The following is a 25,360-nucleotide window of genomic DNA, read 5'->3' as shown; positions in this document are numbered from 1 at the left end:
CGCGCATCCGGCGAGCCCGGGCGGCGCCGCGGTCGCGGGTACAGCGGTCACCGGGCGACAGCCTCCGCGGCGGGCCTCGATCCCGGTCGCCGCCCCCGGAGGAGCCGGTCGCCGGGCAGCTCCACCAGCCGGTGCAGGAGGAACGCGCCGACCAGCCCGAGGGCGAGGGCGAGCGCGAAGGCCGGCGCCCCGTCGATCCCGAGGTCGCGGAACCCGGGCTGGGCGAGGCGGATGACGAAGACGTGGTGCAGGAGGTAGAAGCAGTACGACGCCTCCCCCAGCCGCACCGGGAGCCGTGCCCGGAGCACGCCCGGCACCCCCGCGATGTCGCGCTGGGCGGCCGCGACGATGAGCAGCCCGAACGGCAGCACCACGAGCGCGGCGACGCCGTACGCCGAGGGCCAGATGCCCACGGAGAGGTACACGGCCGCCGCTAGCGCGACCGCCGCGTGCCAGTCCACCGCGGGGAGGGCGTCCCTCTTCGCCAGCACGCCGAGGATCATGCCCACCACGAACTCGGGGAGGCGCGACGGCGGGAAGTAGTACGCGAGCCAGATCGAGACGGTGTCCGCGTCGAGGCCCATCTCGCCGGCGTCCCCGGACACGAGGGCGGCGAGGGCCACGGGGACGGCGACCATCGCCAGCAGCAGGACCGCGAGCGCCCGGTTCGTGAGGCGCCGCAGCCCCCGGATGAGGAACGGGAACACCACGTAGAAGAACGCCTCGACGGAGAGCGACCAGGCCGGCACGTTGATCGCGAAGTAGGAGTCGGACGTCGGCGCCCACGCCTGCAGGAGGAACGGCGCGAGGGGTCCCCGCCCCAGCGAGCGGGGGTCGAGCACGGCCCAGAGCGCGGCCGCGAACAGCAGCGACGCGAGGTAGGCCGGGTAGATGCGCGCGAAGCGCCTCCGGTAGAACGGCACCGCGCGATCCGCGGGTCGTGACGACCAGGCGAGCAGGAAGCCGCTGAGGACGAAGAAGAAGGTCACCCCGCTCCGGCCCTGGCCGAACAGGACCTCGAGGACCCTCGCCGTGTCGCCCTCGAAGAACACCAGCCCGTGGAAGCCGAACACCACGAGCGCGGCGACGAACCGGAGGCTCGTCAGGCGGTCGAGGCGGGCCGGTGGCCCGGGCGCGACGACGGGGGGGGGGGAGCTCATGGGCGGATGTCATCGCCGCGTCCCTCCTCGTAGACGTCGGTCAGGCCGTCGACCACGGCCCGGATCCCGAAGGACTCCGCCACGGCGACGCGCATCCCCGCGACGAGCGCGTCCCGAGCGTCCTCCCGCGTGAGGATCGCCTCCACAGCGTCCGCCAGCTCCTCGGCCGACCCGTCGGTGACCGCGGCGGCGCCGAAGGCCTCGAGCTCGTCGGCGATGCCGCAGTCCCGGGTCATGACGACGGGGGTGGCGACCGCCATCGCCTCGAGCACGGTCATCGGGAAGACCTCCCGCACGCTCGGCAGCACGTACGCGTCCGCGCCCGCCAGACGTGCGCCGGACGTGCCGGGGGCGATGCTGCCCTCGTGCGCCAGCGGCAGGCCGGTGCGCGCGGCGATGAAGGCGGTCAGCGCGGGCAGGTCGCCCTCGTCCGGGCCGACCACCGCGAACCGCGCGCGGACCCCGCGTCCGTGCAGGAGCGCGGCCATCTCGGCGAACGCCATCACGCGCTTGCGCGGGTGCAGGCGGGCGAGGAAGAGGACCTCGGGGACCCGGTCGGCATCCCGCGTGCGCGCGACCGCGGCGGGCGACACCCCGTTGCGGATCCGGACGACGCGAGCGCGCCCCCGGGACACGACGCCGAGCCCGCGCTCCTCCTCGTCGGTGAGCGCGAGCACGGCCCGCGCGCCGGACAGGGTGCGCCGGACGGCCAGGGCGTCGAGCACGCGCGACTTCGCCCGGGCGTCGTCGGCGACCATCCCGTGCGTCTGCAGCACGTAGGGCACGCCCGCGCGGCGGCAGACGTCGGCCGCGGCGAGGGCCAGGAGGTGGCGGCCGAGATGGAGGTGGACGACGTCGAAGCCCCGGACCTGACGGCGCAGCCCCCGGATCAACGCGGGCGACAGGAGTCCGCTGAAGCCGAGACCCGGCAGGGGGCGAGCCCGGAACAGGCGCACCTCCACGCCCTCGACCTCGAACGGGACCTCGCCGTCCCACCCGGCGACGAGCACGACGTGGTGGCCCTGGCGGGCGAGCTCCCGGCACTGCTCGACGGCCACGGACACCGGGCCCCCGAACGCCCCGTCCGCGGAGACGTAGGGGATGACGTGCGCGATGCGCAGCGGGCGCGTCACGAGGAGGGGAAGCGCGAGCCGACCACGGCGCTGTCGGGCCCGGAGACGATGGCGCCGTCGGGCACCTCCCCGGAGATCACGGTCATGGGGCGGGCGAGCGCGGAGCGTCCGACGTGGGCGCCGCCGAGCACCATGCACCGGGACGTGATCCACGCCCCCGGCTCGACGACGATCGGCCGCGTGAGGAGCGCCATGTCCCGCCGGTGCGCGTGGCTGCCGGTGGTGAGCATCGTCTCCTGCGAGAGGACGACGTCGTGGCCGATGGTGATCCGGTCCTGGTTGTGGAACCAGACGCCCTCGCCGATCCAGGAGCGGTCGCCGATGCGCAGCTTCCACGGGAACTTCACGCGCGTGCGGGGCCGGAACACCACGCCCTCGCCGATCTCCGCCCCGAACGCCCGGAGCGCCCGGATGCGGAGCGCGGAGCTGATCTGCCACGGGTTCGTGACGAGCAGGAGCTCGACGGCCGCCCACAGGTACACCGTCCGCTTCGGGCGGTCCCAGGCCTGCCGCTCCCCCGGCGCGCGGGAGAGGTCGATGACGGGGACGGTCGCGGCGCGCGGGGCGTCCGCGGTCACGCCGAGACCCCGGTCCGGAGCCCGGCCAGCTGCTGGGCGAAGCGCACGTAGCGCGCGTGGGCGCTCACGGGCGAGTAGCGGTTCTGGAACATGCGCTGGGCGGCGGACGTGAGGTCGGCCGCCCGGGCGGCGTCGCCGCGGAGGTCCTGCGCGGCCTGGAGCAGCCGCTCCGGGTCGCCGGGCGGGATGATCGCCGCCGCGCCGTGCTCCCGCACCACGCCCTCGGTGATGCCGCCGTCCTCGACGGCGGCGATGATCGGCCGCCGGCTGCTCGTGTAGGAGGTGAGCTTCGACGGCATGCTCATCTCGCGGACGCCGGGCTTCTCGTTGAGCAGGAGCGCGTCGGCTGCGGCCAGCGCGTAGGGGTAGTCGTCGCCGTCGAGCGGCGGCACGAAGCGGAGCGAGCGGATCCCCGCGCCCTGCTCCTCGAGCGCGGCCCGCTGGTTGCCGTCGCCCACGAGCACGAAGTCGATGCCGAGGTCGCGCGCGTCCGACAGGCGGGCCGCCTCGACGACCGAGTCCAGACCCTGCTTCATGCCCATGTTGCCGGTGTGGACCACGGTGAACGCGTCCCGGGTCCAGCCGAGGCGCGTGCGCGCGGCCGCCGTCGAGACGTCGACGGGGGTGATGTGCGTGAAGTTCGGGAGGCTGACGATGCCCTCGTCGGCGACGCCCTGCTGGATGAGGAGGTCGCCGAAGCGCGGCGTGATGACGCCGATGCGGTCGGCGCGGCGGAGCAGCGCGTACTCCCCCCACGCGATGAGCCGCGAGGCCCGGCCGCCCGTGGTGCCGGACTCCCCCGCCGCGTTGCCCGTGAGGTCCTGCACGAGGACGCCCAGCGGACGCCTGCCGTGGCCGAGCGCCCCGGCGGCGAGCCCGGCGAGCGAGGGCGTCACGGCGATCACGATGTCGCTCGCGTCCCGGCGCACCTCGCGGAGCGCCCCCTGGAGGAAGGAGGCCTCGAGCTTCGCGCGCCCGACGAGGTCGGGCGTCTCGGGGATCGCGTGGCGGACGCGGGTGATGCGCACGCCGTCGCGCCTCTCCTCCCACCGTCGGCCGCGCTCGTACCGCGCGTCCTGCAGCTTCCACTGCGGGTAGTGCGGGATGCCCGTGATGACGTGCACCGTCGCCCCCGCGTCGGTGAGCGCCTCGGCCATCGCGGTCGTGTACGGCGCGATGCCCGTGCTCTCCGGCCAGTAGTTGATGCCGACCAGGCAGACCGCGAGGCCCCCCAGGTCCTCCGCCGCGCGCGTGCGCGCAGCGTCGGTCGTTCGAAGATCCCCCATGAGGACATTCTGACCCCTGGAGGTTTCGAAGGCGTAAATCCTGCGCTCCGCGGCCTCGCCGATTCCCGTGCCCCGGGCGCCGACCAGTAGATTCGACGGGACGGCCGGCCGCCGCGGCGACTCCGCGGGCGCCGCCGAACGACATCTGGGGGGACCATGGCCAAGAGGGCTTTCATCACGGGGATCACGGGGCAGGACGGCTCGTACCTGGCGGAGCTGCTGCTCCGCAAGGGCTACGAGGTCCACGGCCTCATCCGCCGCTCGTCGACGTTCAACACGTCGCGCATCGACCACCTGTACCAGGACCCGCACGAGGACGGCGCGAAGCTCTTCCTGCACTACGGCGACCTGAGCGACGGCTCGCGCCTCACGACGCTGATGATGCAGATCCAGCCGGACGAGGTCTACAACCTCGCGGCGCAGTCGCACGTGCGCGTCTCCTTCGACGAGCCCGAGCACACGGCCGACACGACGGGCACCGGCACCATCCGCCTGCTCGAGGCCGTGCGCCTCTCGGGCATCGAGACGCGCTTCTACCAGGCCTCCTCGAGCGAGCTGTACGGGGCCACTCCCCCGCCGCAGAGCGAGACCACGCCGTTCTACCCGCGCTCGCCCTACGGCGCCGCGAAGCTCTACGCCTTCTGGATCACCAAGAACTACCGCGAGGCGTACGACATGTTCGCGGTCAACGGCATCCTGTTCAACCACGAGTCCCCGCGTCGCGGCGAGACGTTCGTGACGCGCAAGATCACGCGCGCGGTCGCGGCCATCAAGGCCGGGAAGCAGGACCACGTCTACCTCGGCAACCTCGACAGCATCCGCGACTGGGGCTACGCCGCGGAGTACGTCGAGGGCATGTGGCGGATGCTGCAGGCCGACGAGCCCGACGACTTCGTGCTCGCCACCGGCGGGAACTTCACCGTGCGCGACTTCCTCGAGACCGCGTTCTCGCACGCGGGCCTCGACTGGTCCGACCACGTGCGGTTCGACCCGCGCTACCTGCGCCCCACCGAGGTCGACGCGCTCGTCGGCGACGCCTCGAAGGCCCGGGAGAAGCTCGGCTGGGAGGCGACCGTCGACACGACGATGCTCGCGCGCATCATGGTCGACGCCGACATCCAGGCGCTCGAGGCGGAGGGCAGCCCGTGGATCGACACCGTCCGCCTCGCCAGCTGGGGCACGGCCGAGCCCACGGCGGACCGGGCGTGACCGGCGCCGCGCACGTGGCCGACGAGCGCGACGCCGTCGCCTTCGCGCCCGCTCCGCTGGACCGGTCCGCGCGGATCTACGTGGCCGGCCACCGCGGCCTCGTCGGCTCCGCCATCGTCCGCCGCCTCGAGGCGGAGGGCTTCACCGACATCGTGGGCCGCACGTCCGCCGAGCTCGACCTGAAGGACCGCGATGCGGTCTTCGCCTTCTTCGCCGCCGAGCAGCCCGTGCACGTGGTGCTGGCGGCGGCCAAGGTCGGCGGCATCCTCGCGAACAGCACCTACCCCGTCGACTTCCTGAGCGACAACCTGCGGATCCAGGTCAACGTGCTCGACGCGGCGCTCGCCCACGGCGTGCAGCGGCTGCTGTTCCTCGGATCCTCGTGCATCTACCCGAAGCTCGCGCCGCAGCCGATCACGGAGGACAGCCTCCTCACCGGCCACCTCGAGCCGACCAACGACGCGTACGCGATCGCCAAGATCGCGGGCATCATGCAGATCCAGGCCGTGCGCCGCCAGTACGGCCTGCCGTGGATCTCCGCGATGCCGACGAACCTCTACGGCCCCGGCGACAACTTCTCGCCGCAGGGCTCGCACGTGCTGCCGGCGCTCATCCGACGCTACGACGAGGCGCGCGCGTCCGGCGCGGAGTCGGTGACGAACTGGGGCACGGGCACGCCGCGCCGCGAGTTCCTGCACGTCGACGACATGGCCGCCGCCTGCCTCCACCTGATGGAGCACTACGACGGGCCCGAGCAGGTCAACGTCGGCACGGGCAGCGACGTGACGATCCGCGAGATCGCGGAGACCATCGCGCGCGTCGTCGGGTTCGAGGGGCGCACCGAGTGGGACACCGCGAAGCCCGACGGCACGCCGCAGAAGCTGCTCGACGTGTCCAAGCTCGCCGAGGCCGGGTGGACCGCGTCGATCGGGCTCGACGAGGGGCTCCGCTCCACCGTCGAGTGGTACCGCGAGCACATCACGACGCTGCGCGAGTAGCGCCGCGGCGGCCGCGGGCCGCACCCGCCGACCCAGGGAACCACCCACAGACAGGTGCTCGATGTCCGTCTTCCTGATCTACACGTTCCGCGAGCCCGAGCTGCTGGCGCGCACGATCCGGCGCCTGGCGCCGCATCCGGTCGTCGTGCACGTCGACCAGAAGGTGGACCAGGCGCCGTTCGTCGCCGCCCTCGCCGCGGAGGACGCGGGACGTGTCGAGTTCCTGTCCGACCGCGTGCGGGTGAACTGGGGCGGCTACTCGCAGGTCGTGGCGATCCGTCGCCTCGTCCAGGCCGGCATCGCCCGGGCCCGGCCCGACGAGTACCTCGTCCTCCTCTCCGGGCAGGACTACCCGATCCGGCCCGTCGCGGAGCTCGAGGCGATGCTCGCGGGGTCCGGCGGCAAGCAGTTCCTGCGGTACTTCGAGGTCGCGGGGTCCGAGGAGAAGTACACCGCGCAGGTCGACCGGCGCTACCACCGCGACCTCGCGTTCCTCAGCACGCGGACCACGGATCCGCGGCTGCGGCGGGTCCGCAACCTCGCCGTCCGCGCCCTCGAGGCGGCGTCGCGCGCGGCGGGTCCGCTGCGGCCGCCCGCGGGCTTCCGCGTGGCGCACGGGGTCACCCACTTCGCCATGACCGCCGACTTCGCGGCCGAGCTGGAGGCGTCCGTCACCCCGGAGGTCGAGCGGTACTCCCGCCGGATCTTCGTGGCGGAGGAGAAGTTCTACCAGTCGCTCGCGCTGAACTCCGCCCGCGGCGGTGAGACGGGCGGACCGCTCCCCGGCGGCGCCGAGCCCTACGCGGGCGCCGGCAACTGGCGCTACGCGAACCTGCACCACATCGACCCGTCGCTCACCAAGGTCTACACCGAGGCGGACTGGCCCGAGGTGGCGGCGTCGTCCGCGTGGTTCCTGCGCAAGCTCGAGTCGGGGCGGAGCGCCGCGCTCCTCGACCGCATCGACCGCGAGCTCCTGCACGCGGAGCCGTAGCGGGCGGCGAGGGCTGCCCGCCGTCGCCGCGCACGCGGAGGACACCGACTCAGGGAGCGGGCGTCGCGCCGTCCGCCGCGCGTCGGAGCGCGTCGACGTCGAGACGGCCCATGTCGAGCATCGCCCGGACGGCCCGGTCCCGGCGTCCCGCGTCGGGGTCGCCGAGGAGCGCGGGCAGGATCGTCGGCACGATCTGCCAGGAGACGCCGAACGGGTCCGTGAGCCAGCCGCATCGTCCGGGGGCGCCGCCGTCGGCGACGAGCGCGTCCCAGATGCGGTCGAGCTCCTCCTGCGTCTCGACGGGCACGGACAGCGAGAAGGCGGGCGTCTGCGGGTGGGCGGGGCCGCCGTCGAAGAGGATGAGGCGGAGGCCGTCGACCTCCACGGTGGCCGACGGCGCGGGACCGTCTCCGTGCGGGATCTCCACGATCCGCGACCTCGGCACGACCCGCGCGTAGAGCTCGGCCGCCTCCCGCACGCGCCCGTCGAGCCAGAGGAAGGGGGTGATGGCCTGCATGACGATCTCGTCTCGGTCGGGGCGCCAGCGTACCGCCGCCCGGCGACGTACGGACCGGCGACGGGCGGACCGGCCGCGGACCCGGCCCCCGCGAGGTGGCCGGAGCTCCCATCCGGCAGTGCGGGAGTAGGGCGGATGGGACTTGAACCCATGACCGACGGATTATGAGTCCGCTGCTCTGACCAGCTGAGCTACCGCCCCGAGGCGGGAGGCCTAGGCGGCGCCTGAGCCGTCCGTGCGTCCGCGTGCCTCGTCCGTGACCGGTGCGGCCACGGGCTCCCCACGATACAGGCTCTCGAACGTCGAGATCGTGCGGTCGATGTCGTGGCTCGCGACCACCGCGAGGCTCTCGTGCTTCATCCGCTGGAACTCCTCCTCGGGCAGCTCGAGCACCTTCCGCAGCTTGGCGGCGAGGTCCCCCACGTCGCTCGGGCGGAACAGGTAGCCGTTCTCCCCGTCGTGCACGAGGTGCGGCAGCGCCATGGCGTCGGCCGCGACCACGGGCAGCGCCGATGCCATCGCCTCCATGGTGACGATGGACTGCAGCTCGGCGATGCTCGGCATCGCGAGCACGGTGGCGCGGGTGTACGCGCGGCGCAGCTCCCCGTCGGAGACGTAGCCGGTGAAGGTGGTGCGGTCGGCGATGCCCAGCTCCGCGGCGAGCCGCTCCAGCGCGTTCTTCTGGTCGCCGCCGCCGACGATCTCGAGCTCGGCGTCGAGCGAGTCCGGCAGGAGCGCGAACGCGCGGAGCAGCACGTCGATCTGCTTCTCCCCCGTCACGCGGCCGACGAAGACGACGCGGTTGCGCGTGCGCGGCGTGAAGTCGGGCGTGTAGTTGGCGGCGTCGATGCCGCAGGAGATCGCGATGACCCCGGTGAGCCCCGTGTACCGCTCCAGGAACTGCGCGGCGCGGCGCGTGGGCGTCGTGACGGCCTCGGCGCGGCCGAAGGTGCGGCGTGCGGCGCGCCACGCGGCCTTGATGGCCTTGTCCTGCCACGCCACGGGCAGCAGCGTGTGCTGCAGCATGTTCTCGGGCATGAAGTGGTTGGTGCCGATGATGCGGATGCCGCGCTTCTCCGCCTCGATGCTGAGGCCGCGCCCCGTCACGATGTGGGACTGGAAGTGGACGACGTCGGGCTGGACGGCGTCGAGGATCCGCGCGCTGTTCTGGTTGATGTTCCACGGCAGGGCGAACCGGAGCCAGTCGTGCGGGTACCAGCGCCAGCTCCGCAGCCGGTGCGCGGTGACCTCCTCGCCGTCGTGGACCTCGGTCCACGTGCCGTGCTTGCGCGTCGGTGCCGGGGCGACGATGTGCACCTCGTGGCCGCGACGCACGAGCCCGCCCGCGAGCCGCTCGGCGAACCGGGCGGCGCCGTTCACGTCCGGCGGGAACGTGTCCGCGCCGATCAGGATCCGCATCGGGCGGTCGGAGTTCGCGGGATGGTGCGGTGTCGCGTCCGAGGTGTTCGGCAAGAGGTGTCTCTCCAGGGGTGTCGGCGTCCGGGTCCGTCGCCCTCGTGGGGCGGGGGCCGGGTGTCGCGTAGCAACGTATCGCACGTGCTCCGTGGCGGACGGGCGGCGCACCGCGCACCCGGAGGTCGGGTCGCGCGCTCCCCCGGGCCGTCAGGACGCGTGCGGGTGGTGCTTCGCCAGCTGGAAGACGCCGGCGACGGCGACCGCTCCCGCGACGAGGAACATCACGCTCGCGTAGACGGGAGCGTCGGCCGCCTCGCCGAGGACGGTCACGCCGATGCAGACCGCGACGAGCGGATCCACGACGGTGAGGCCGGCGATGACGAGGTCCGGCGGACCGGACGAGTACGCGGTCTGCACGAAGTAGGCGCCGAGCAGCGTGGCCGCGACGAGCGCGACGACGCACACCACCGTGAGGGCGTCGAAGGCGCCGATCGTGATGCGGTTGATGACCACCTTCGCGAGCGTCGCCACGAACCCGTAGAGGACGCCCGCGCTGATGATGTAGAAGATGGCCTGCACGCGGCGCCGGAAGTAGAGGAAGAGGCCGCCGAGCACGACCAGCACCAGCGCGAGGATCACCAGGACCGTGATGAGCTCGGGCGTCCGGATGGGCGTCTCCTTCGCGAACACCGCCGCGAAGACCACGAAGAGCCCGACGCCGCCGATGCAGAGCGCCACCGCGCGCTTCGCCTTGAGGTCGAGGCGCTTGCCCGTGGCCCGCGAGTTGAGGATCGCGGTGACCACGAGGGCGACGGCGCCGAGCGGCTGCACGACGATGAGCGGGGCGAGCCGGAGGCTGACGAGCTGCAGGACGATCGCGAGGCCGAGCATCACGGTGCCCGCCACCCAGGACGGACGGCCGAGGAGCGCGCCGAGCTGGCGGAGGCTGAGGCCGGCGGTGCTCTTCTTGCCGCGGGCCTCCATCTTGGTGACGCCCTGCGACTGCAGCTGCGCGCCGAGGGACAGGAAGACCGCGCCGACGAGGGCGATCGGGATGCCGAGCGCCTGGTACGGGGTCAGCGATGCTGCCTGGAGCACGGGGTCGGCGTCGAAGGGCACTCCCCGACACTACCGGCCGCCTCGGCCGCGGACGGCCCGCGTCGCCGCCGCGCCTATCATCGGCAGCATGCCCGTCCTCCCCATCCGGATCAACGGAGACCCCGTCCTGCACGCCCGCGCACGGGAGGTGGAGGCGTTCGACGACGACCTGCGCGCCCTCGTCGCCGACATGTTCGTGACGATGGACGAGGCGCCGGGCGTGGGCCTCGCGGCGCCGCAGGTGGGCGTGTCGCTGCGCGTGTTCGTCTACTCCTACTCGACGGATGAGGGCGAGCCGCTCCGCGGGGTGGCCGTGAACCCCGACCTCTTCATCACGCCCGTCCCGGTGCGCGACGCCGACGAGGACCTCGAGGAGGAGGGCTGCCTGTCGTTCCCGGGCGAGCGCTTCCCGCTGGTGCGCGCGGAGCGGGCGATCCTCCGCGCCGTCGACCTCGACGGGCAGCCGTTCGAGATCGAGGCGGAGGGCTGGTTCGCGCGGATCCTGCAGCACGAGTTCGACCACCTCGACGGCTACCTGTACACGGACCGGCTCGCGCGCGAGCACCGGAAGCCCGTGGCGAAGGCGATGCGGAGGAGCGGCTGGGGCGTGCCCGGCAACTCGTGGCTGCCGGGACGCGACCACCTGGAGGACTGAGGGCGGGGGCGGGACGCGGGACGGATCGCGCATCGCCGCTCGGCCACGCGCCGGGAAAAGTAAAAGGCCCCGCGGGTGGAGCCGCGAGGCCTTCGCTCCCCGAGTTGGACTCGAACCAACAACCTGCCGGTTAACAGCCGGCTGCTCTGCCAATTGAGCTATCGAGGATCACGTGGAGCAACCTGGAAAGCGTAGCAAAGAATCCGGGCGCCTCTGATCACCTCGCGGTCCGGGCGCGTCCGCGGGGTCCGGCACGCGGGATCCGCGCGCGGTCGGCCGTCGGGATCGCGGTGTCGGGCCGCCCGACGGGCGACCCGGATGGCCCGTCCGCGGGTACGGTCGCCGCATGGGGATGTTCGAGGTGGTGCTGGCGCGGCCGAACGACGTGGACCGGCTGTGGTCGCTGCTCGACGAGGACCACCGGGAGCGCGCGGCGACGACCCGCCCGACGTCCTCCCCCGCTCCGGGGGCCGCCGACGGCACAGCGGGCGGCCCCACGGACCCGGATCCCGTGGACGTCGTCGTCACCGGCCTCCCCGCGGCCGAGCACGCTCCCGCCGACGCCCTGCCCCTGCTCGAGGCCCGTCGCGACCGCATCGTGGCGCTGGTGTCGGACCCGGGGCGCCCGGTCCTCCTCGCCTACTCGGGGATCCGCGCGGTCGGCTTCGCGCTCCTGGACCGCAACGGCGTCGACGGCCGGGCGTTCACCTCGGCGGGGTGGCGCGGGCTGGGCGTGGAGGAGGAGATCCGGGCGGCCGCGCCCATGCTGCTGCGCTGACGGTCACGGCGCGTCCCCCGCGGGCGGCGCCCCTAGCCGACGGGCAGCAGGTACGTGGGGCTCGGCACCGGGAGGACCGCCGGCGCGCCCGTCGGCAGCCCCGTCGCCGGATCGAGCCGGAACGTCGTGACGGTGCCGGATCCCTGGTTGGCGACGTGCAGTCGCTCGCCCACGAGCACGTGGTGCCGGGGCGTCGTGCCGCCGCAGTCGAAGGCGGACACCGGCGCGAGCCGGCCGTCGGCGTCGATCCCGACCACGGCGATGCGGTCGGACCCGCGGAGGCCGACGTACGCGAGGCGCCGGTCGGCGGACACCTGCACCTCGGCCGCGGAATCGCGGGGGTCGGGCTCGGCCGCGCACGGCGTGGACGCGGCGATCCGCCACATCGTGCCCGCTCCCTCAAGCGCGTGGAGGGTCCCGTCGAGCTCCCCCACGAGGAGCACGCGGCCGGAGTCGAGGAGCGCCAGGTGGCGCGGACCGGTGCCGGCGGGGAGGTCGACGCCGCCGACGCGCTCGAGCCGTCCGTCGCGGAGGACGTGGACGTGCACGGTGTCGGTGCCGAGGTCGGCCGTGAGCACGACGCCGTCGCCGACGTGGAGCGCGCTGTGCGCGTGCGGGCCGTCCTGCTGCGGGCGCGGGCCGGACCCCTCCGCGCCGAGGAGCTGGACGGCCTCGCCGATGGCGCCGTCCTCCGCGAGCGGGTGGACGGCCACCGTGCCGTCGCCGTAGTGGGAGGTGAGGAGCAGGTCGTCGACGACGTGCAGGTGGCAGGGCCCGGAGCCGCCGCTCGGCTGACCGCCGGCCCACCGGAGAGAGCCCCCGGGTCCGCGGCGGAAGGCCTCGACACGGTCGGCCGCCTCCCCCACGGCGTAGACGACGTCGCCGCGCGCGAGGAGGAACGACGGCGAGGGCGTCTCGACCGCGGTGCCCACGACCGCGGGCTCGCCGGTGGCCGCGTCGACCGCCAGGCCGGTGATGCCGATGCCGGATCCGCCCGAGTCGGACGTGTACCCGCCCGCCCACATGGACACCTCGGGCACGGCGGCTTCCTCGGGCGTCATCACGTGCACCACCCTACGGGGAGCCGCCGACGCGCCCCCGCGCCGGCGCCCGGCAGTCGGACGATCGGCGGGAGGCGCCCCGTCTCAGTACCCGGAGGACGGCGCGACGATGCCCACGAAGTCGCCCGTGCGCAGGAACGCCTCCGTGTTCAGCCGGATCCGCTCGGCGAGCAGCGGCCGCACCATGTCCGGGGTGTCGGCCGTGTGCGGCGTGATGACGCAGCGCTCCTCGGAGTACAGCGGGTGGCCGTCCGGCAGGGGCTCGGGGGAGGTGACGTCGAGGCCCGCGCCGTGGATCGAACCCGAGCGCAGCGCCTCGAGCAGCGCGTCGGAGTCCACGAGCGCGCCACGGGCGATGTTCACGAGGACCGCGGTGTCCTTCATCCGCGCGAGCTGCGGTGCGCCGATCAGGCGGGCGGTGTCGTCGGTGCTGGCGGCGGCGAGCATCACGACGTCGGCGTCGGCGATGACCTCGTCGAGGCGGTCGGACGTGACGGTGCGGGCGGCGCCCGCGACGGGCTCGGCGCTCCGGCGGACGACCGTGACCCGGACGTCGAACGGCTGCAGGAGCCGGATGTACTCCAGCGCGATGCCGCCCGCGCCGACCACGACGACCTCCGCGCCGTACAGGGAGAGGCCGCTCGCGGAGGCCCACGACGTGGCCCGGGCGCGCTTGGGCAGCTCGCGGAGCGCGGCGAGGGTCAGCGCGAGCGCGTGCTCGGCCACGGGCTGCGAGTACGCGCCCTTGGCGCTCGTCCAGACGAGGCCGGGCCGGTCGCACGCGCGCAGCGTGTCCGCGAAGGCGTCGACGCCCGCGAACGGGAGCTGGACCCACTGCACCTGCGGGTTCGCGGAGAGGGTGTCCGTGAGCTGGGCGGCCCGCGTGATCGAGAGCCAGACGATGCCGCGCGTCTCGGGTGAGAGGTCGGCCACCTCCCCGCCGCCGTCGCGGACGGCCTCGAGGTAGGCGTCCTCGGTGCGGGGCAGCATCGCGATGGGGCCGGGCTCGGGGCGCGCGTCGCCCTCGAGGCGGTGGGGCGTGGCGCCGTCGACCGCGCGGTGGACGCGGGTGGCGGGGGTGGGTGCGGCGGTGTCGGTCATGCGAGGGGCCTCCGGGGGTGCGGGACGCGGGCGGGGGGTGCGATCTGCGGGATCACGACGGGCGGGTCGGTCGGCTCGGGCTCCGGTGCGGCGGCGGGCGCGCCCCGGTCGGCGGCGGCGCGCGACTCGGCGAGCCCCTGCACGTACGGGTGCGTCGGATCCGCGAGCACGTCGTCGATGTCGCCGTACCCGACGAGCGTGCCCCGGTGCATCACGGCGAGCCGGTCGGTGAGGCGCTCGACGACCGCGAGGTCGTGGCTGACCACCAGCGCGGAGAACCCGCCCCGGGCCTGCAGGTCGCGCAGGAGGTCGAGGACGGCGACGCGGCTCATCACGTCGACGCCGGACGTCGGCTCGTCGGCGATGAGGAGGCGCGGACCGAGCACGAGCGCCCGGGCGAGGGCCACCCGCTGCCGCTGGCCGCTCGAGAGCTCGTGCGGATAGCGGTCCTGCGTGCCGGGCGGGAGGTCGAGGGCGGTGAGCAGCGTGACCACCCGGCGCGCGGCGACCTCCCTGTCGAAGCGGCGGTCCCGGGAGAAGATCGGCTCGGCGATCGCCTCGCTCGCGGTGAGCTGCGGGTGCAGCGTCGTGCCGGCGTCCTGGGGCACGTAGCCGATGGCGTAGGTCGTGCGCGTGCGCGCGCGGCGGCCCATGCGGCGGAGGCCCTGGCCGAGGACGGAGGCGTCGCCGCCCGTGATCCGCGGGACGGCGGCGCCCTCCTCGCCGGGCGGCACGAGACCCGCGAGCACGCGCGCGAGCGACGACTTGCCGGATCCGCTCGCGCCGACGACGCCGAGCACCTCGCCCGGCCGGATGCGGAGCGTCACGCCGTCGACCGCGGGCGGCGCGTCGGCACCGCGACGCGGGGCGTAGGCGAGACGGAGGTCGCGCGCGTCGAGCACGGGCTCGACGGAGCCGGATCCGGACCGGGCGGCGTCGGGCCCGTCCGGGTCGGCGGCTCGGGGGATGTGCGTCATGCGGCTGCTCCGTCCTCGGCGAGGCCGTCCGGCCGGGCGCGCTGCCCGGCCGGACGCCTGTGCGGGTCGCGACCCATCATGCCCGGCCTCGGCGGCGTTCCGCTCGGAAGCCGCCTAGCCGTCGGCCCGCTCGGCGGCGCGGAGGGCGTGCAGTCGGGCGCGGCGCTCCGCCTGCTCGGCGGGGTCCGGCACGGGCAGCGACGCCAGGAGGCGCTGCGTGTACGGGTGCTGCGGGTTCCCGAGCACCTGGGCGCCGGTCCCCTCCTCCACGAGCTCGCCGCGGTAGAGCACGGCGATCCGGTCGGCGAGCAGGTCGACGACGGCCAGGTCGTGGCTGATGAACAGCGCCGCGAACCCGAGCTCGCGCTGCAGCTCCGCGAAGAGCTCCAGCACGCGCGCCTGCACGGACACGTCGAGCGCGCTCGTCGGCTCGTCCGCGACGAGCAGCGACGGCTCGAGCGCGAGCCCGCGGGCGAGGCTCGCGCGCTGGCGCTGGCCGCCCGAGAGCTCGTGCGGGTAGCGGTCGCCGAACGCCTTGGGCAGCTGGACGGCCTCGAGCAGCTCGTCCACCCGGCCGCGCGCGGCCTGCGGGCTCTTCGCCCGGCCGTGCACGATGAGCGGCTCGGCCACGCACTCGGCGATGGTGAGGCGCGGGTTGAAGCTCGTGGCCGGATCCTGGAACACGAACCCGATGTCGGCGCGCCGCTTCCGGAAGTCGCGCTCGCGCACGCCGAGCATCTCGCTGCCGAGCACCTGCAGGGATCCGCCCGTGACGCTCGTGAGGCCCGCGATGGCGCGCCCGATGGTCGTCTTGCCGGAGCCGGACTCCCCCACGAGCCCCAGGACCTCGCCCGCCTCGATGTGCAGGTCCACGCCCTTCACGGCGCGGAATGCGGGTGAGCCGAGGCGGCCCGGGTACTCGATCTCGAGTCCCTTCGCCACGACGACGGGCGCCGTCTCCGTGGTCGACGCCTGCCGGGCCCGGGTGCGCACCGCGGCGCGCTCCTCGGTCGCGGCGACGCCCTCGCCGAGCTTCGGCACGGACGCCAGCAGGTTCCGCGTGTACTCCTCCTTCGGCGACGCGAAGAGCGTGGCCACGTCGGCCTGCTCCACGAGACGCGAGCGGTACATGACGGCCACGCGGTCGGCCAGGTCGGCGACCACGCCCATGTTGTGGGTGATGAGGATCACGGCGGCGCCGAACTCGTCGCGGCAGCGGCGCAGCAGGTCGAGGATCTCGGCTTGCACGGTCACGTCGAGCGCGGTGGTCGGCTCGTCCGCGACGATGAGGCCGGGGTCGAGCACGAGCGCCATCGCGATGACGACGCGCTGCTTCTGGCCGCCCGAGAACTGGTGCGGGTAGTGGTCGACGCGGGTCTCGGGGTCCGGGATGCCGACCCGGCGGAGGATGTCGACCGCCTTCGCGCGGCCCACCTTCCGGGAGACCCGGCCGTGGGCGCGGAGGCCCTCGATGATCTGCCACCCCACGGTGTGCACGGGGTTCAGGGCCGTGGACGGCTCCTGGAACACCATCGCGACGTCACGTCCGCGCACCTGGCGCAGCTTGTCGGCGGACAGGGAGAGCACGTCGACCGCGCCCTGGCCGGTGCGGTCGCTGAGGAGCACGGCGCCGTCGGTGACGGCCGTGTCGGGCAGGAGGCCGAGCACCGTGCGGGCGGTGACGGACTTGCCCGACCCCGACTCCCCCACGATGGCGAGGATCTCGCCGGGCGACACCGTGAGGGACACCCCGTCGACCGCGCGGACGTCGCCGCCGTCGGTCGCGAAGGTCACCCCGAGGTCGCGGATGGAGACGACGTCGCTCATGCGGACACCTTCTTGGTCGAGGCGCGCTTGCGGGCGCGCAGCTTGGGGTCGGAGATGTCGTTCACGCTCTCGCCGACGAGCGTGAGCCCGAGGACGAGCAGCACGATGGCGACGCCCGGGAAGACGCCGGTCCACCAGACGCCGCTCGCGGTGTCCGCGAGCGCGCGGTTGAGGTCGTAGCCCCACTCGGCGGCCGACGTCGGCGCGATGCCGAAGCCGAGGAAGCCGAGGCCCGCGAGCGTGAGGATGGCCTCCGACGCGTTGAGGGTGAGGATCAACGGCAGCGTGCGGGTGGAGTTCCGCAGCACGTGCACGAACATGATCCGCGGCGCCGAGGTGCCGATGACCTTGGCGCTCTCGACGAACGCCTCCGCCTTCAGCCGCACGACCTCCGCGCGGATCACCCGGAAGTACTGCGGGATGTAGACCACGGTGATGCTGACGGCGGCCGAGAGGATGCCGCCCCAGAGGCTCGACTGCCCGCCGTTCAGCACGATGCTCACCACGATGGCGAGCAGCAGCGTCGGGAACGGGTAGATGGCGTCGGCGATGACCACGAGGATCCGGTCGAGCCAGCCGCCGAGGTAGCCGGAGACCACGCCGAGCAGCACGCCGGCGAACAGCGAGAGCACGACGGCGATCACGACGACGGACAGCGCGGTCTGCGTGCCCCAGACGACGCGCGAGAACACGTCGTAGCCGCCGACCGTGGTGCCCCAGACGTGCGTGCCGTCGGGCGCGGACTGGCGTGGGAAGGACTCGCCGTCGGCCTGGCCCTGGGCGAAGCCGAACGGCGCGATGACGGGCGCGAGCGCCGCGAGGACGATGAAGATCCCGGTGATGACCATGCCCGCGACGAGCATGCCGCGCTGGAGTCCCACGCTCTGCCGCACGTGCGAGAGGAGCGGGAGGCGGGAGAGGAGCGAGCGGCGCGCCGGGGTGGTCGCGGGGGCGGTGGTGGTGTCGGTCATGTCAGTACCTCACTCGCGGGTCGATGAGCGCCGCGACGACGTCGACGATGAAGTTGGTCACGGCCACGATCACGGCGAGCAGCGCCACGATGCCCTGCACGGCCACGAAGTCGCGCGCGGCCAGGTACTGCGCCAGCTGGAAGCCGAGACCGCGCCACTCGAACGTGGTCTCCGTGAGCACCGCGCCGCCGAGCATGACGGCGATCTGCAGGCCCACGACCGTGATGATCGGGATGAGCGCGGGCTTCAGCGCGTGCCGTGTCGTGAGGCGGAACTCGCCCACGCCGCGCGAGCGGGCCGCGTCCACGTACTCGGTGCCGAGCGTCGAGATGACGTTCGTGCGCACGAGCCGCAGGAAGATGCCGGCCGTGAGCAGGCCGAGCGCGAGCGCCGGGAGCACCGCGTGCTCGAGCACGTCGCTCACGGCGGTGGGGCTGCCGAGGCGGAGCGCGTCGATGAGGTAGATGCCGGTCGGGTCCTCCAGCCGGCCGAGGGCGACCTCGACGCGCGTGTCCGCGCGGCCCGACAGCGGGAGGATCCCGAGCCAGACCGAGAACACGAGCTTGAGGAGCAGGCCCGCGAAGAACACGGGCGTGGCGTAGGCGAGGATCGCGAGGATCCGCAGCACGGCGTCGGGAGTGCGGTCCTTGAAGTACGCGGCCACGAGCCCGAGCGGGATGCCGATGAGGAACGCGACGATGAGCGAGTAGACGACCAGCTCGAGCGTGGCGGAGCCGTACTGGAGCAGCACCTCGCTGATGAGCCGGTTGTCGGTGAGCGAGCGGCCGAAGTTCCCCGTCGCGATCTGGCCGAGGTACTCGAGGTACTGCACGACGATCGGCCGGTCGAACCCGGCGGTCGCGAGGCGCTCCTGGAGCTGCTCGGGCGTCAGGCGGTCGCCGACGGCGGCGGAGATCGGGTCGCCCACGATGCGCATGAGGAAGAAGACCAGCGTCACGAGGATGAAGACGGTGGGGATAATGAGCACGGCGCGGATGAGGATGTACTGGCCGAGCCCGATCCCCTGCTTCCGGGCCTTGGGCGGCTTCGCCCCGGGGGGTGCGGACGCGGGGACGGCGTCCGGGATGACGGTCACGGCGGATGTGCCTTTCAGGTCGGCGGAGGATCGGTGCGGAGCGGGCGGGTGCTGCCGCCCAGGGCGACACAGGAGAGGGGCGTCCCGCCGCAGCGGGACGCCCCATCCGGGAGGGCGTCAGCCTATCGACCGCCCTCCCGCCGGTCGGCTCAGCCCTTGGTGATCGGGGCGTAGCGGAACTTGAAGGACGCGTCGAGCGTCACGCCCTTCACGTCCTTGCCGGCCACCGCGACCTGCGAGCCCTGGAGCAGGGGCAGGGTCGGCAGGTCGGCGGCGACCTCGTCCTGGATCTGGCCGATGAGCTCGGCGCGCTTCGAGGTGTCGGCCTCCGACAGCTGCTGCGTGATGAGGTCCGTCACGGCGGGGTTGTCGTAGTGGTTCTTCACGAACGACTGCGGGGAGAAGAACGGCGTGAGGTAGTTGTCCGCGTCCGAGTAGTCGGGGAACCAGCCGAGCTGGTACGCCGGGTACTCGTCGTTGACGCGGGCCTTGCTGTACTGGTCCCAGATGGTGGACTGCAGGTTCACCTGGAAGAGGCCGGTCGCCTCGAGCTGCTGCTTCACGAGCGCGTACTCGTCGTCCGAGCCGGCGCCGTAGTGGTCCGGGTTGAACTGGAGCTGCAGCGCGACGGGCGTGGCCACGCCGGCGTCGGAGAGGGCCTTCGCCGCCTTGTCCGCGTCCGGCCCGCCGTTCCCGTCGCCGTACATGCCCTTCAGCGCCTGGTTCGCGCCGGAGAGGCCGTCGGCCACGTAGGAGTAGAGCGGCGTGTAGGTGCCGTTGTAGACCTCGGTCGACAGCTCGTCGCGGTCGATGAGATCGGCGGCCGCCGTGCGGACGGCGAGGGCCTTGGCCGGGTCGGCCTCGCCCGTCGTCGTGCCGAAGGGCTGCGTGTTCAGGTTGAACGTGATGTAGCGGATCTCGCCGCCGGGGCCGTCGATGACCTGGACGGAGTCGTCCTTCTTGAGGTCGGCGATGTCGGTGGCGCCGAGCGAGCGGCCCGCCACGTCGATCTCGCCGTTCTGCACGGCGAGCTTCATGGTGGTCTCGTCCGCGTAGTAGCGCGCGGTGACGCCGCCGTTGGCGGCCTTCGGCAGGACGCCCTGGTAGTCGGCGTTCGGCGCGTAGGCGACGAGCTGGTTGAGCTGGAAGTCGGTGATCACGTACTGGCCGGCGAACGCGTTGGCGGCCACGATGTCGGCGGGGTCCGCCAGCTTGTCGGCCGGGAACACCTCCTCGTCGACGATGGGGCCGGCGGGGCTCGAGAGCACCTGCTCGAAGGTCTGGTCGTTCGCGGTCTTCAGCGAGAAGACGACCGTGGTGTCGTCGGGCGCCGCGACGGACTCGATGTTGGCGAGCAGCGACGACGGGCCGTTGCCGTTGTCGGCGCCGTTCGCCGCGATGGCGGCGGTGCGGTCGAAGCTGTACTTGACGTCGCTCGAGGTGAGCGCGTGGCCGTTCGCGAACTTCAGGTCGGGCTTGAGCTTCACGGTGAACTCGTTCGCCGAGGTGTACTCGCCGGAGACGGCGAGGTCGGGCTCGACGTCCGGGCTGCCGTAGGGGCTGTTGAACAGGAAGGGGAAGACCTGGTTCTGCACCGCGAAGGAGCCGTTGTCGTACGAGCCCGCGGGGTCGAGCGACAGGACCTTGTCGGTCGTGCCGACGACGATGGAGCCGCCGCCAGACGCGCCGTCCTCGGCGAGCGGGTCGCCGGATCCGCCGGAGCAGCCGGCGAGGACGAGGGCCGCGGCGGAGAACCCGGCCGTGGCGAGCAGGACGCGTGAGCGCCGGGAGAATGCGGACGTCATGTTCCGAGTGCCTCTTTCATGAAGGGGTTCGCGCCCGCGCATCGGGAGACACGGACGCTGTGCTGTGAATGATTTCTAACACACGGGAAACAGCAGTCCCGACCCCGGGGACACACGATGACGCTTCTTCACACGAATGAAACAAAGCCGCCGACGGGCGGGACCGCCTATTCGCGGAGGGCGCGGCGCTCGGCCTCGACCTGCATCAGCTCGCGCTGGATCTCCTGGTAGCGCTCGCGTTCGTGCGTCGCGTCGGTGCGCTGCAGGCGGCCGATGAGGTCGGCCTTCCGGCGCAGGAGATCGCGTCCGACGAGCTCGGCCGTGACGCCCTTCACGTAGATCGCGAGCTTGTCGGCGTCGCCGCGGTTCGGGAGCGGCGCCACGCCCAGCTGCTTCACCAGGGTGGCGAACGACTCGGGCACCTCGAGGGCCACACGCGACAGCCAGTCGGCGCCGCCGAGCGCGTCCATGCTGCCGATGACGCCGTCGCGGACGACGGCGAGGCTCTCGTTCACGAAGGTGACCTGCGCCGCCCGCATCACGAGGTCGTTCCCGACGAGCTCCGGGTGCTGGAGCATCGCCATGAGCGCGTCGCGCTCGAGGCGGGTGGCGAGGTCGGTGGGCAGGTCCATGAGCGACATCGAGCGGGAGCTCTCGACCGCGGAGCCGTCCTCGTCGCGACCGTGCTGGCCGGATCCGCCGCGCCCCGACGGCGTGCCGCCGGAGCGGTCGGCGCCGTCGGCCGGCATGCTGCGGCCCGCCGTCTGGACGGCGCGGCCGACCTCGGTGAGGTCCATGCCGAGCCAGCCGGCGAGCTCGCGCGCGTAGCCCGGCCGGAGCGACGGGTCGCGGATGTCCGCCACCACGGGCGCGGCGGCCCGGAGCGCGGCGACGCGGCCCTCGACGGTGTCGAGGTCGTGGTCGGCGAGGATCTGCTTGATCGCGAACTCGAACATGGGCTTCTTGCCCTGGATCATCCGGCGCACGGCGTCGTCGCCGCGCGTGAGGCGGAGGTCGCAGGGATCCAGCCCCTCGGGCCCGACGGCGACGTAGGTCTGCGCGGCGAAGCGGCGCTCCTCGGAGAACGCGCGCATCGCGGCCTTCTGGCCCGCCGCGTCGGGGTCGAACGTGAAGACGACCTCGCCGAGCCCGCTGTCGTCGCCGAGCACGCGGCGGAGCACCTTGATGTGGTCGACGCCGAACGAGGTGCCGCAGGTGGCGACCGCGGTGGTGACCCCGGCGAGGTGGCAGGCCATGACGTCCGTGTAGCCCTCGACCACGACGACCTGACGGCCGCGGCTCACGTCGCGCTTGGCGAGGTCGAGCCCGTAGAGCACGGAGCTCTTGTGGTAGACGGGCGTCTCCGGGGTGTTGAGGTACTTGGGCCCCTTGTCGTCCTCGCGGAGGCGGCGCGCGCCGAAGCCGACCGTGGCTCCCGTGAGGTCGCGGATGGGCCACACGAGCCGGCCGCGGAAGCGGTCGTACGCGCCGCGGTCGCCCTGGCTGAGGAGGCCGGCGGTCACGAGCTCGGCCTCGGAGTAGCCCTTCGCCTGGAGGTGCGAGGAGAGCGCGTCCCAGCTCTGCGGCGCGAAGCCGACCCCGAAGCGCTGCGCCGCCCCCTGGTCGAAGCCGCGCTCCCCGAGGAACGTGCGGCCGATCTCCGCCTCCTCGGATCCGAGCTGCTCGACGAAGAACTCCGCGGCGGCCTCGTTGGCGCCGAGCAGGCGCGAGCGGTTGCCCTGGTCGGTGGCGGCCTGGCCGTCCTCGTAGTGGAGCTGGTAGCCGATGCGCTGCGCCATGCGCTCCACGGCCTCGGCGAACGTGACGTGGTCCATGCGCTGCAGGAACGTGTAGACGTCGCCGCCCTCGCCGCAGCCGAAGCAGTGGTAGAAGCCGACCTGCGGCCGCACGTGGAAGCTCGGGGTGCGCTCGTCGTGGAAGGGGCAGAGGCCCTTGAGGGATCCGACGCCGGCGGACTTGAGGGTGACGTACTCCCCCACCACGTCGCCCAGGTTGACCCGGGAGCGCACCTCGTCGATGTCGCTCTTGCGGATCAGGGCCATTGGCTCATCCTACGTCCGGCCGCCCTCGTGATCCCGGGCCGCGGGACGCGCCGCACGGGCGTCAGAAGACGGGCCGGGCGCACAGGCGCTCGTACCAGGCGATGGCCGACTGGTCGGTGAGGCTGGCGACCTGGTCGACGATGACGCGCTTGCGCGCCCCGTCGTCCGCAGCGTCGCGCCAGTCCCCCGCGAAGCCCGGGTCGAGCTCGTCGGCGCCGCGCGCGTGCAGGGCGTCGGCGAGGCCGGCGAGCACCTCGCGCTGGCGGGCGTAGATGGGCTGGCGCGTGTTCTTCGACATGACGAACGCGGCGACGATGCCCTTGAGCACCGCGATCTCCGCCTGGATGGCGCGGGGCACGACCACGTGCGCGCCGAAGCGGATGAGGCTGCGGTCCGTGTGCGTGGCGCGCGTGAGCTGCGTGGCGGCGCCCGCGAACCGGCCGATGAGCTGGCTGGTGAGGTCCTTCAGCGCCGCCTGGGCGCCGCGGCCGCCGTCGTACTCGTCGACCCAGACGTCGAGCGAGTCGAGCCGGTCGAACGCCTGGATGAGCTCCTCGTGCGAGTGCGCCCCGCCGATCCACGCGACCATCGAGTCGACGAGCTCCTCGTGGTCGACCCGGGCGCCGAGCGCGCGCACGTCGACGTAGCCGCCCACGATGGCGTCCTCGAAGTCGTGCACGGAGTACGCGATGTCGTCGCTGAGGTCCATGACCTCGGCCTCGATGCAGCGGCGGCCCGTGGGCGCGCCCTCGCGGAGCCACGCGAACGCCGCCACGTCGTCGTCGTAGAAGCCGAACTTGCCACGGCCCGAGGGATCCGGCACCGACTGCGAGCTCGGCCACGGGTACTTGCAGCTCGCGTCGAGGCTCGCGCGCGTGAGGTTGAGCCCGTACGGCCGCCCTTCCGGCCCGATGACCTTGGGCTCGAGCCGCGTGAGCAGCCGCAGCGTCTGCGCGTTGCCCTCGAAGCCGCCGATGTCGGCCGCCCAGTCGTTGAGCGCCCGCTCGCCGTTGTGGCCGAAGGGCGGGTGGCCGATGTCGTGCGCGAGGCACGCGGTGTCGACCACGTCGGGATCCAGGTCGAGGCTCGAGGCGAGCTCGCGGCCCACCTGCGCCACCTCGAGCGAGTGGGTGAGGCGGTTGCGCGCGAAGTCGAGGCCCGCCATGGGGCTCAGCACCTGCGTCTTCGCGGCCAGGCGCCGGAGGGCGCTGGAGTGCAGGAGACGGGCGCGGTCGCGCGCGAAGTCGCTGCGGCGGGAGGAGTGCTGCTCCGGGTACCAACGCTCCGCGTCGGTCTCGCTATACGCCGACCGCGCCTCGGTGCTCTCAACCGCCACTGTTGTGGATCTCCCCGTCCGCGATGTCCATCGCATCCTGCGCGTCGATGTCGCGGCTCTCGAGCCAGCGGTCCGGCAGCGCCGTGCGCTTCATGCTGCCCTGGCGGCCGCGCGCGCCCTCGGCGCCGGCACCCGGGTAGGGCTGGTCGCGGTCGAGGGTGGCGAGCAGGCCGTCGATCTCCTCGAGCGACGACGCCGAGGCGAGCGCCGCCCGCAGGTCGCCGCCGACGGGGTAGCCCTTGAAGTACCAGGCGACGTGCTTGCGCGCGTCGCGGCAGCCGCGCTCCTCGCTCTCGAAGAACTCCGCGAGGAGCTCCACGTGGCGGCGGAAGGTGTCGGCGACGGCGCCCTGCGAGGGCTGCGCGCGCGGCGTGTCGGCGGGATCCGACCCGGCGGCGCGCGCGTGGAAGGCGGCGGCGAGGTCGCCGAAGAGCCAGGGGCGGCCGAGGCAGCCCCGGCCGACGACCACGCCGTCGGCGCCGGTCTCGTCCATCATGCGGATGGCGTCCTCCGCCGCCCAGATGTCGCCGTTGCCGAGGACGGGCACGCTCGTGATGGCCTGCTTGAGCTTCGCGATGGCCGACCAGTCGGCGTGCCCGCTGTAGTAGTCGCTCGCCGTGCGCGCGTGCAGCGCGATGGAGGCGACGCCCGCGGCCTCGGCGGCGCGGCCGGCCTCGAGGTAGGTGAGGTGGTCGGCGTCGATGCCCTTGCGCATCTTCACCGTGAGCGGCACGTCGCCCGCGGCCTTCACCGCGCCCTCGACGATGTCGGTGAAGAGCCCGAGCTTCCAGGGCAGCGCCGCTCCCCCGCCCTTCCGGGTGACCTTGGGCACGGGGCAGCCGAAGTTGAGGTCGATGTGGTCGGCGCGGTCCTCCGCGACGAGCATGGTGACGGCCTCGCGCACGGTCTTCGGGTCGACCCCGTAGAGCTGGATGGAGCGCACCTTCTCCGACGGATGGTGCGTGATCAGGCGCATCGACTCGGGGGTGCGCTCGACGAGCGCGCGGCTCGTGATCATCTCGCTCACGTAGAGGCCGGCCCCGAACTCCCGGCAGAGGCGGCGGAAGGCCGTGTTGGTGATGCCCGCCATGGGCGCGAGCACCACGGGCACGTCGAGCGGGATGCCGCCGATGCGGAGGGCGGGCCGGGCGGAGGCCGCGGGCGCGCCGGGGACGTCGGCCGCGGAGGGCACGGGGGTGAGGGTCGGAGACGACATGACGGCTCAATTCTCCCAGACGGGACGGCGGGCGGCGGACGCGGGCGGGCATCCGCTCGAGGAGCTGGCGGGGACGGCCTGGGGAGGG

General features: G+C 73.3%; 22 protein-coding genes and 2 tRNA genes. 5 read left to right on the top strand and 19 right to left on the bottom strand.

Going from position 1 to position 25,360, the window contains the following annotated elements:
* Positions 1–47: 47 nt before the first annotated feature.
* The 4 genes from ACU4ZT_RS08400 to ACU4ZT_RS08385 are packed head-to-tail and all read right to left on the bottom strand — an operon-like array spanning position 48 to position 4,157.
* A complete protein-coding gene (locus tag ACU4ZT_RS08400; RefSeq protein ID WP_445971900.1) occupies positions 48–1,160 on the bottom strand; it encodes an acyltransferase family protein in 1,113 nt (370 codons plus the stop codon).
* Positions 1,157–2,293 carry a glycosyltransferase gene (locus ACU4ZT_RS08395; protein ID WP_063071911.1) on the bottom strand — a complete coding sequence of 379 codons (1,137 nt, stop codon included), beginning with the start codon at positions 2,291–2,293 and terminating at the stop codon, positions 1,157–1,159. Before ACU4ZT_RS08395 ends, ACU4ZT_RS08400 begins: the two co-directional genes overlap by 4 nt.
* Positions 2,290–2,871: an LbetaH domain-containing protein gene (locus ACU4ZT_RS08390; protein ID WP_445337015.1), complete on the bottom strand. Its 582-nt coding sequence runs from the start codon at positions 2,869–2,871 to the stop codon at positions 2,290–2,292. Before ACU4ZT_RS08390 ends, ACU4ZT_RS08395 begins: the two co-directional genes overlap by 4 nt.
* Entirely contained in the window at positions 2,868–4,157 is a 1,290-nt protein-coding gene (locus ACU4ZT_RS08385; protein ID WP_445337014.1) for a glycosyltransferase family 4 protein, read from the bottom strand. The genes ACU4ZT_RS08390 and ACU4ZT_RS08385 overlap by 4 nt, the downstream gene beginning before the upstream one ends.
* A 156-nt stretch (positions 4,158–4,313) precedes the next feature.
* Here ACU4ZT_RS08385 and gmd point away from each other — a divergent pair, with 156 nt between their 5' ends.
* From gmd to ACU4ZT_RS08370, 3 genes are all read left to right on the top strand, one after another.
* On the top strand, positions 4,314–5,366 hold the full coding sequence (gene gmd / locus ACU4ZT_RS08380) for a GDP-mannose 4,6-dehydratase (protein WP_270981567.1): 1,053 nt from the start codon (positions 4,314–4,316) through the stop codon (positions 5,364–5,366).
* Positions 5,363–6,364: a GDP-L-fucose synthase family protein gene (locus ACU4ZT_RS08375; protein WP_445337013.1), complete on the top strand. Its 1,002-nt coding sequence runs from the start codon at positions 5,363–5,365 to the stop codon at positions 6,362–6,364. Before gmd ends, ACU4ZT_RS08375 begins: the two co-directional genes overlap by 4 nt.
* Positions 6,365–6,425: 61 nt before the next feature.
* Positions 6,426–7,355 (top strand): beta-1,6-N-acetylglucosaminyltransferase, encoded by a 930-nt coding sequence (locus tag ACU4ZT_RS08370; protein WP_445337012.1) that lies wholly within the window; start codon positions 6,426–6,428, stop codon positions 7,353–7,355.
* 49 nt (positions 7,356–7,404) lie between these two features.
* Here ACU4ZT_RS08370 and ACU4ZT_RS08365 read toward each other — a convergent pair whose 3' ends face one another.
* From ACU4ZT_RS08365 to ACU4ZT_RS08350, 4 genes are all read right to left on the bottom strand, one after another.
* Positions 7,405–7,872, bottom strand: a complete 468-nt coding sequence (locus ACU4ZT_RS08365; protein ID WP_270981570.1) for a VOC family protein — start codon at positions 7,870–7,872, stop codon at positions 7,405–7,407.
* Between the two features lie 127 nt (positions 7,873–7,999).
* A tRNA-Ile gene (locus tag ACU4ZT_RS08360) sits at positions 8,000–8,073 on the bottom strand.
* 12 nt (positions 8,074–8,085) lie between these two features.
* Complete coding sequence (locus tag ACU4ZT_RS08355) at positions 8,086–9,345, bottom strand: glycosyltransferase (protein ID WP_445337011.1); 1,260 nt, start codon at positions 9,343–9,345, stop codon at positions 8,086–8,088.
* Between the two features lie 150 nt (positions 9,346–9,495).
* A complete protein-coding gene (locus ACU4ZT_RS08350) occupies positions 9,496–10,407 on the bottom strand; it encodes a DMT family transporter (RefSeq protein WP_063071919.1) in 912 nt (303 codons plus the stop codon).
* A gap of 67 nt (positions 10,408–10,474) precedes the next feature.
* Between ACU4ZT_RS08350 and def the strand changes: the two genes are divergently transcribed.
* Positions 10,475–11,041, top strand: a complete 567-nt coding sequence (gene def, locus ACU4ZT_RS08345) for a peptide deformylase (protein WP_445337010.1) — start codon at positions 10,475–10,477, stop codon at positions 11,039–11,041.
* A 95-nt stretch (positions 11,042–11,136) separates the two neighbouring features.
* Here the strand turns inward: def and ACU4ZT_RS08340 are convergent.
* Positions 11,137–11,209: transfer RNA gene (locus ACU4ZT_RS08340), tRNA-Asn, on the bottom strand.
* Between the two features lie 178 nt (positions 11,210–11,387).
* On the opposite strand from ACU4ZT_RS08340, the gene ACU4ZT_RS08335 reads away from it, so the two are divergent.
* Positions 11,388–11,819: a hypothetical protein gene (locus ACU4ZT_RS08335; protein WP_445337009.1), complete on the top strand. Its 432-nt coding sequence runs from the start codon at positions 11,388–11,390 to the stop codon at positions 11,817–11,819.
* A gap of 32 nt (positions 11,820–11,851) precedes the next feature.
* Here the strand turns inward: ACU4ZT_RS08335 and ACU4ZT_RS08330 are convergent, their stop codons facing one another.
* From ACU4ZT_RS08330 to dusB, 10 genes are all read right to left on the bottom strand, one after another.
* Positions 11,852–12,880 (bottom strand): lactonase family protein, encoded by a 1,029-nt coding sequence (locus ACU4ZT_RS08330; protein ID WP_445338644.1) that lies wholly within the window; start codon positions 12,878–12,880, stop codon positions 11,852–11,854.
* Between the two features lie 84 nt (positions 12,881–12,964).
* Positions 12,965–13,870 (bottom strand): D-isomer specific 2-hydroxyacid dehydrogenase family protein, encoded by a 906-nt coding sequence (locus ACU4ZT_RS08325; RefSeq protein ID WP_445338642.1) that lies wholly within the window; start codon positions 13,868–13,870, stop codon positions 12,965–12,967.
* 107 nt (positions 13,871–13,977) lie between these two features.
* On the bottom strand, positions 13,978–14,958 hold the full coding sequence (locus ACU4ZT_RS08320; protein ID WP_063071923.1) for an ABC transporter ATP-binding protein: 981 nt from the start codon (positions 14,956–14,958) through the stop codon (positions 13,978–13,980).
* Positions 14,959–15,072: 114 nt separating this feature from the next.
* Positions 15,073–16,785 carry a dipeptide ABC transporter ATP-binding protein gene (locus tag ACU4ZT_RS08315; protein ID WP_445337008.1) on the bottom strand — a complete coding sequence of 571 codons (1,713 nt, stop codon included), beginning with the start codon at positions 16,783–16,785 and terminating at the stop codon, positions 15,073–15,075.
* Complete coding sequence (locus ACU4ZT_RS08310) at positions 16,782–17,756, bottom strand: ABC transporter permease (RefSeq protein WP_063071925.1); 975 nt, start codon at positions 17,754–17,756, stop codon at positions 16,782–16,784. Before ACU4ZT_RS08310 ends, ACU4ZT_RS08315 begins: the two co-directional genes overlap by 4 nt.
* A gap of 1 nt (position 17,757) precedes the next feature.
* Positions 17,758–18,852: an ABC transporter permease gene (locus ACU4ZT_RS08305; protein ID WP_063071926.1), complete on the bottom strand. Its 1,095-nt coding sequence runs from the start codon at positions 18,850–18,852 to the stop codon at positions 17,758–17,760.
* Between the two features lie 149 nt (positions 18,853–19,001).
* Positions 19,002–20,657, bottom strand: a complete 1,656-nt coding sequence (locus ACU4ZT_RS08300) for an ABC transporter substrate-binding protein (RefSeq protein WP_445337007.1) — start codon at positions 20,655–20,657, stop codon at positions 19,002–19,004.
* Positions 20,658–20,824: 167 nt separating this feature from the next.
* Positions 20,825–22,720, bottom strand: coding sequence for a DNA primase (dnaG, locus tag ACU4ZT_RS08295; RefSeq protein ID WP_063071928.1), 1,896 nt, complete (start codon positions 22,718–22,720; stop codon positions 20,825–20,827).
* A 61-nt stretch (positions 22,721–22,781) separates the two neighbouring features.
* Complete coding sequence (locus tag ACU4ZT_RS08290; RefSeq protein ID WP_414763356.1) at positions 22,782–24,056, bottom strand: deoxyguanosinetriphosphate triphosphohydrolase; 1,275 nt, start codon at positions 24,054–24,056, stop codon at positions 22,782–22,784.
* The gene (gene dusB / locus ACU4ZT_RS08285) at positions 24,046–25,272 is read right to left on the bottom strand and encodes a tRNA dihydrouridine synthase DusB (RefSeq protein WP_081235028.1); all 1,227 of its coding nucleotides are present in this window, start codon (positions 25,270–25,272) and stop codon (positions 24,046–24,048) included. Before dusB ends, ACU4ZT_RS08290 begins: the two co-directional genes overlap by 11 nt.
* Positions 25,273–25,360 lie beyond the last annotated feature (88 nt).

The sequence above is a fragment of the Clavibacter davisi genome, assembly GCF_052751415.1.
The sequence above is the reverse complement of the archived record's forward strand: the minus strand, read 5'-3'. Positions and strand labels throughout refer to the sequence as shown.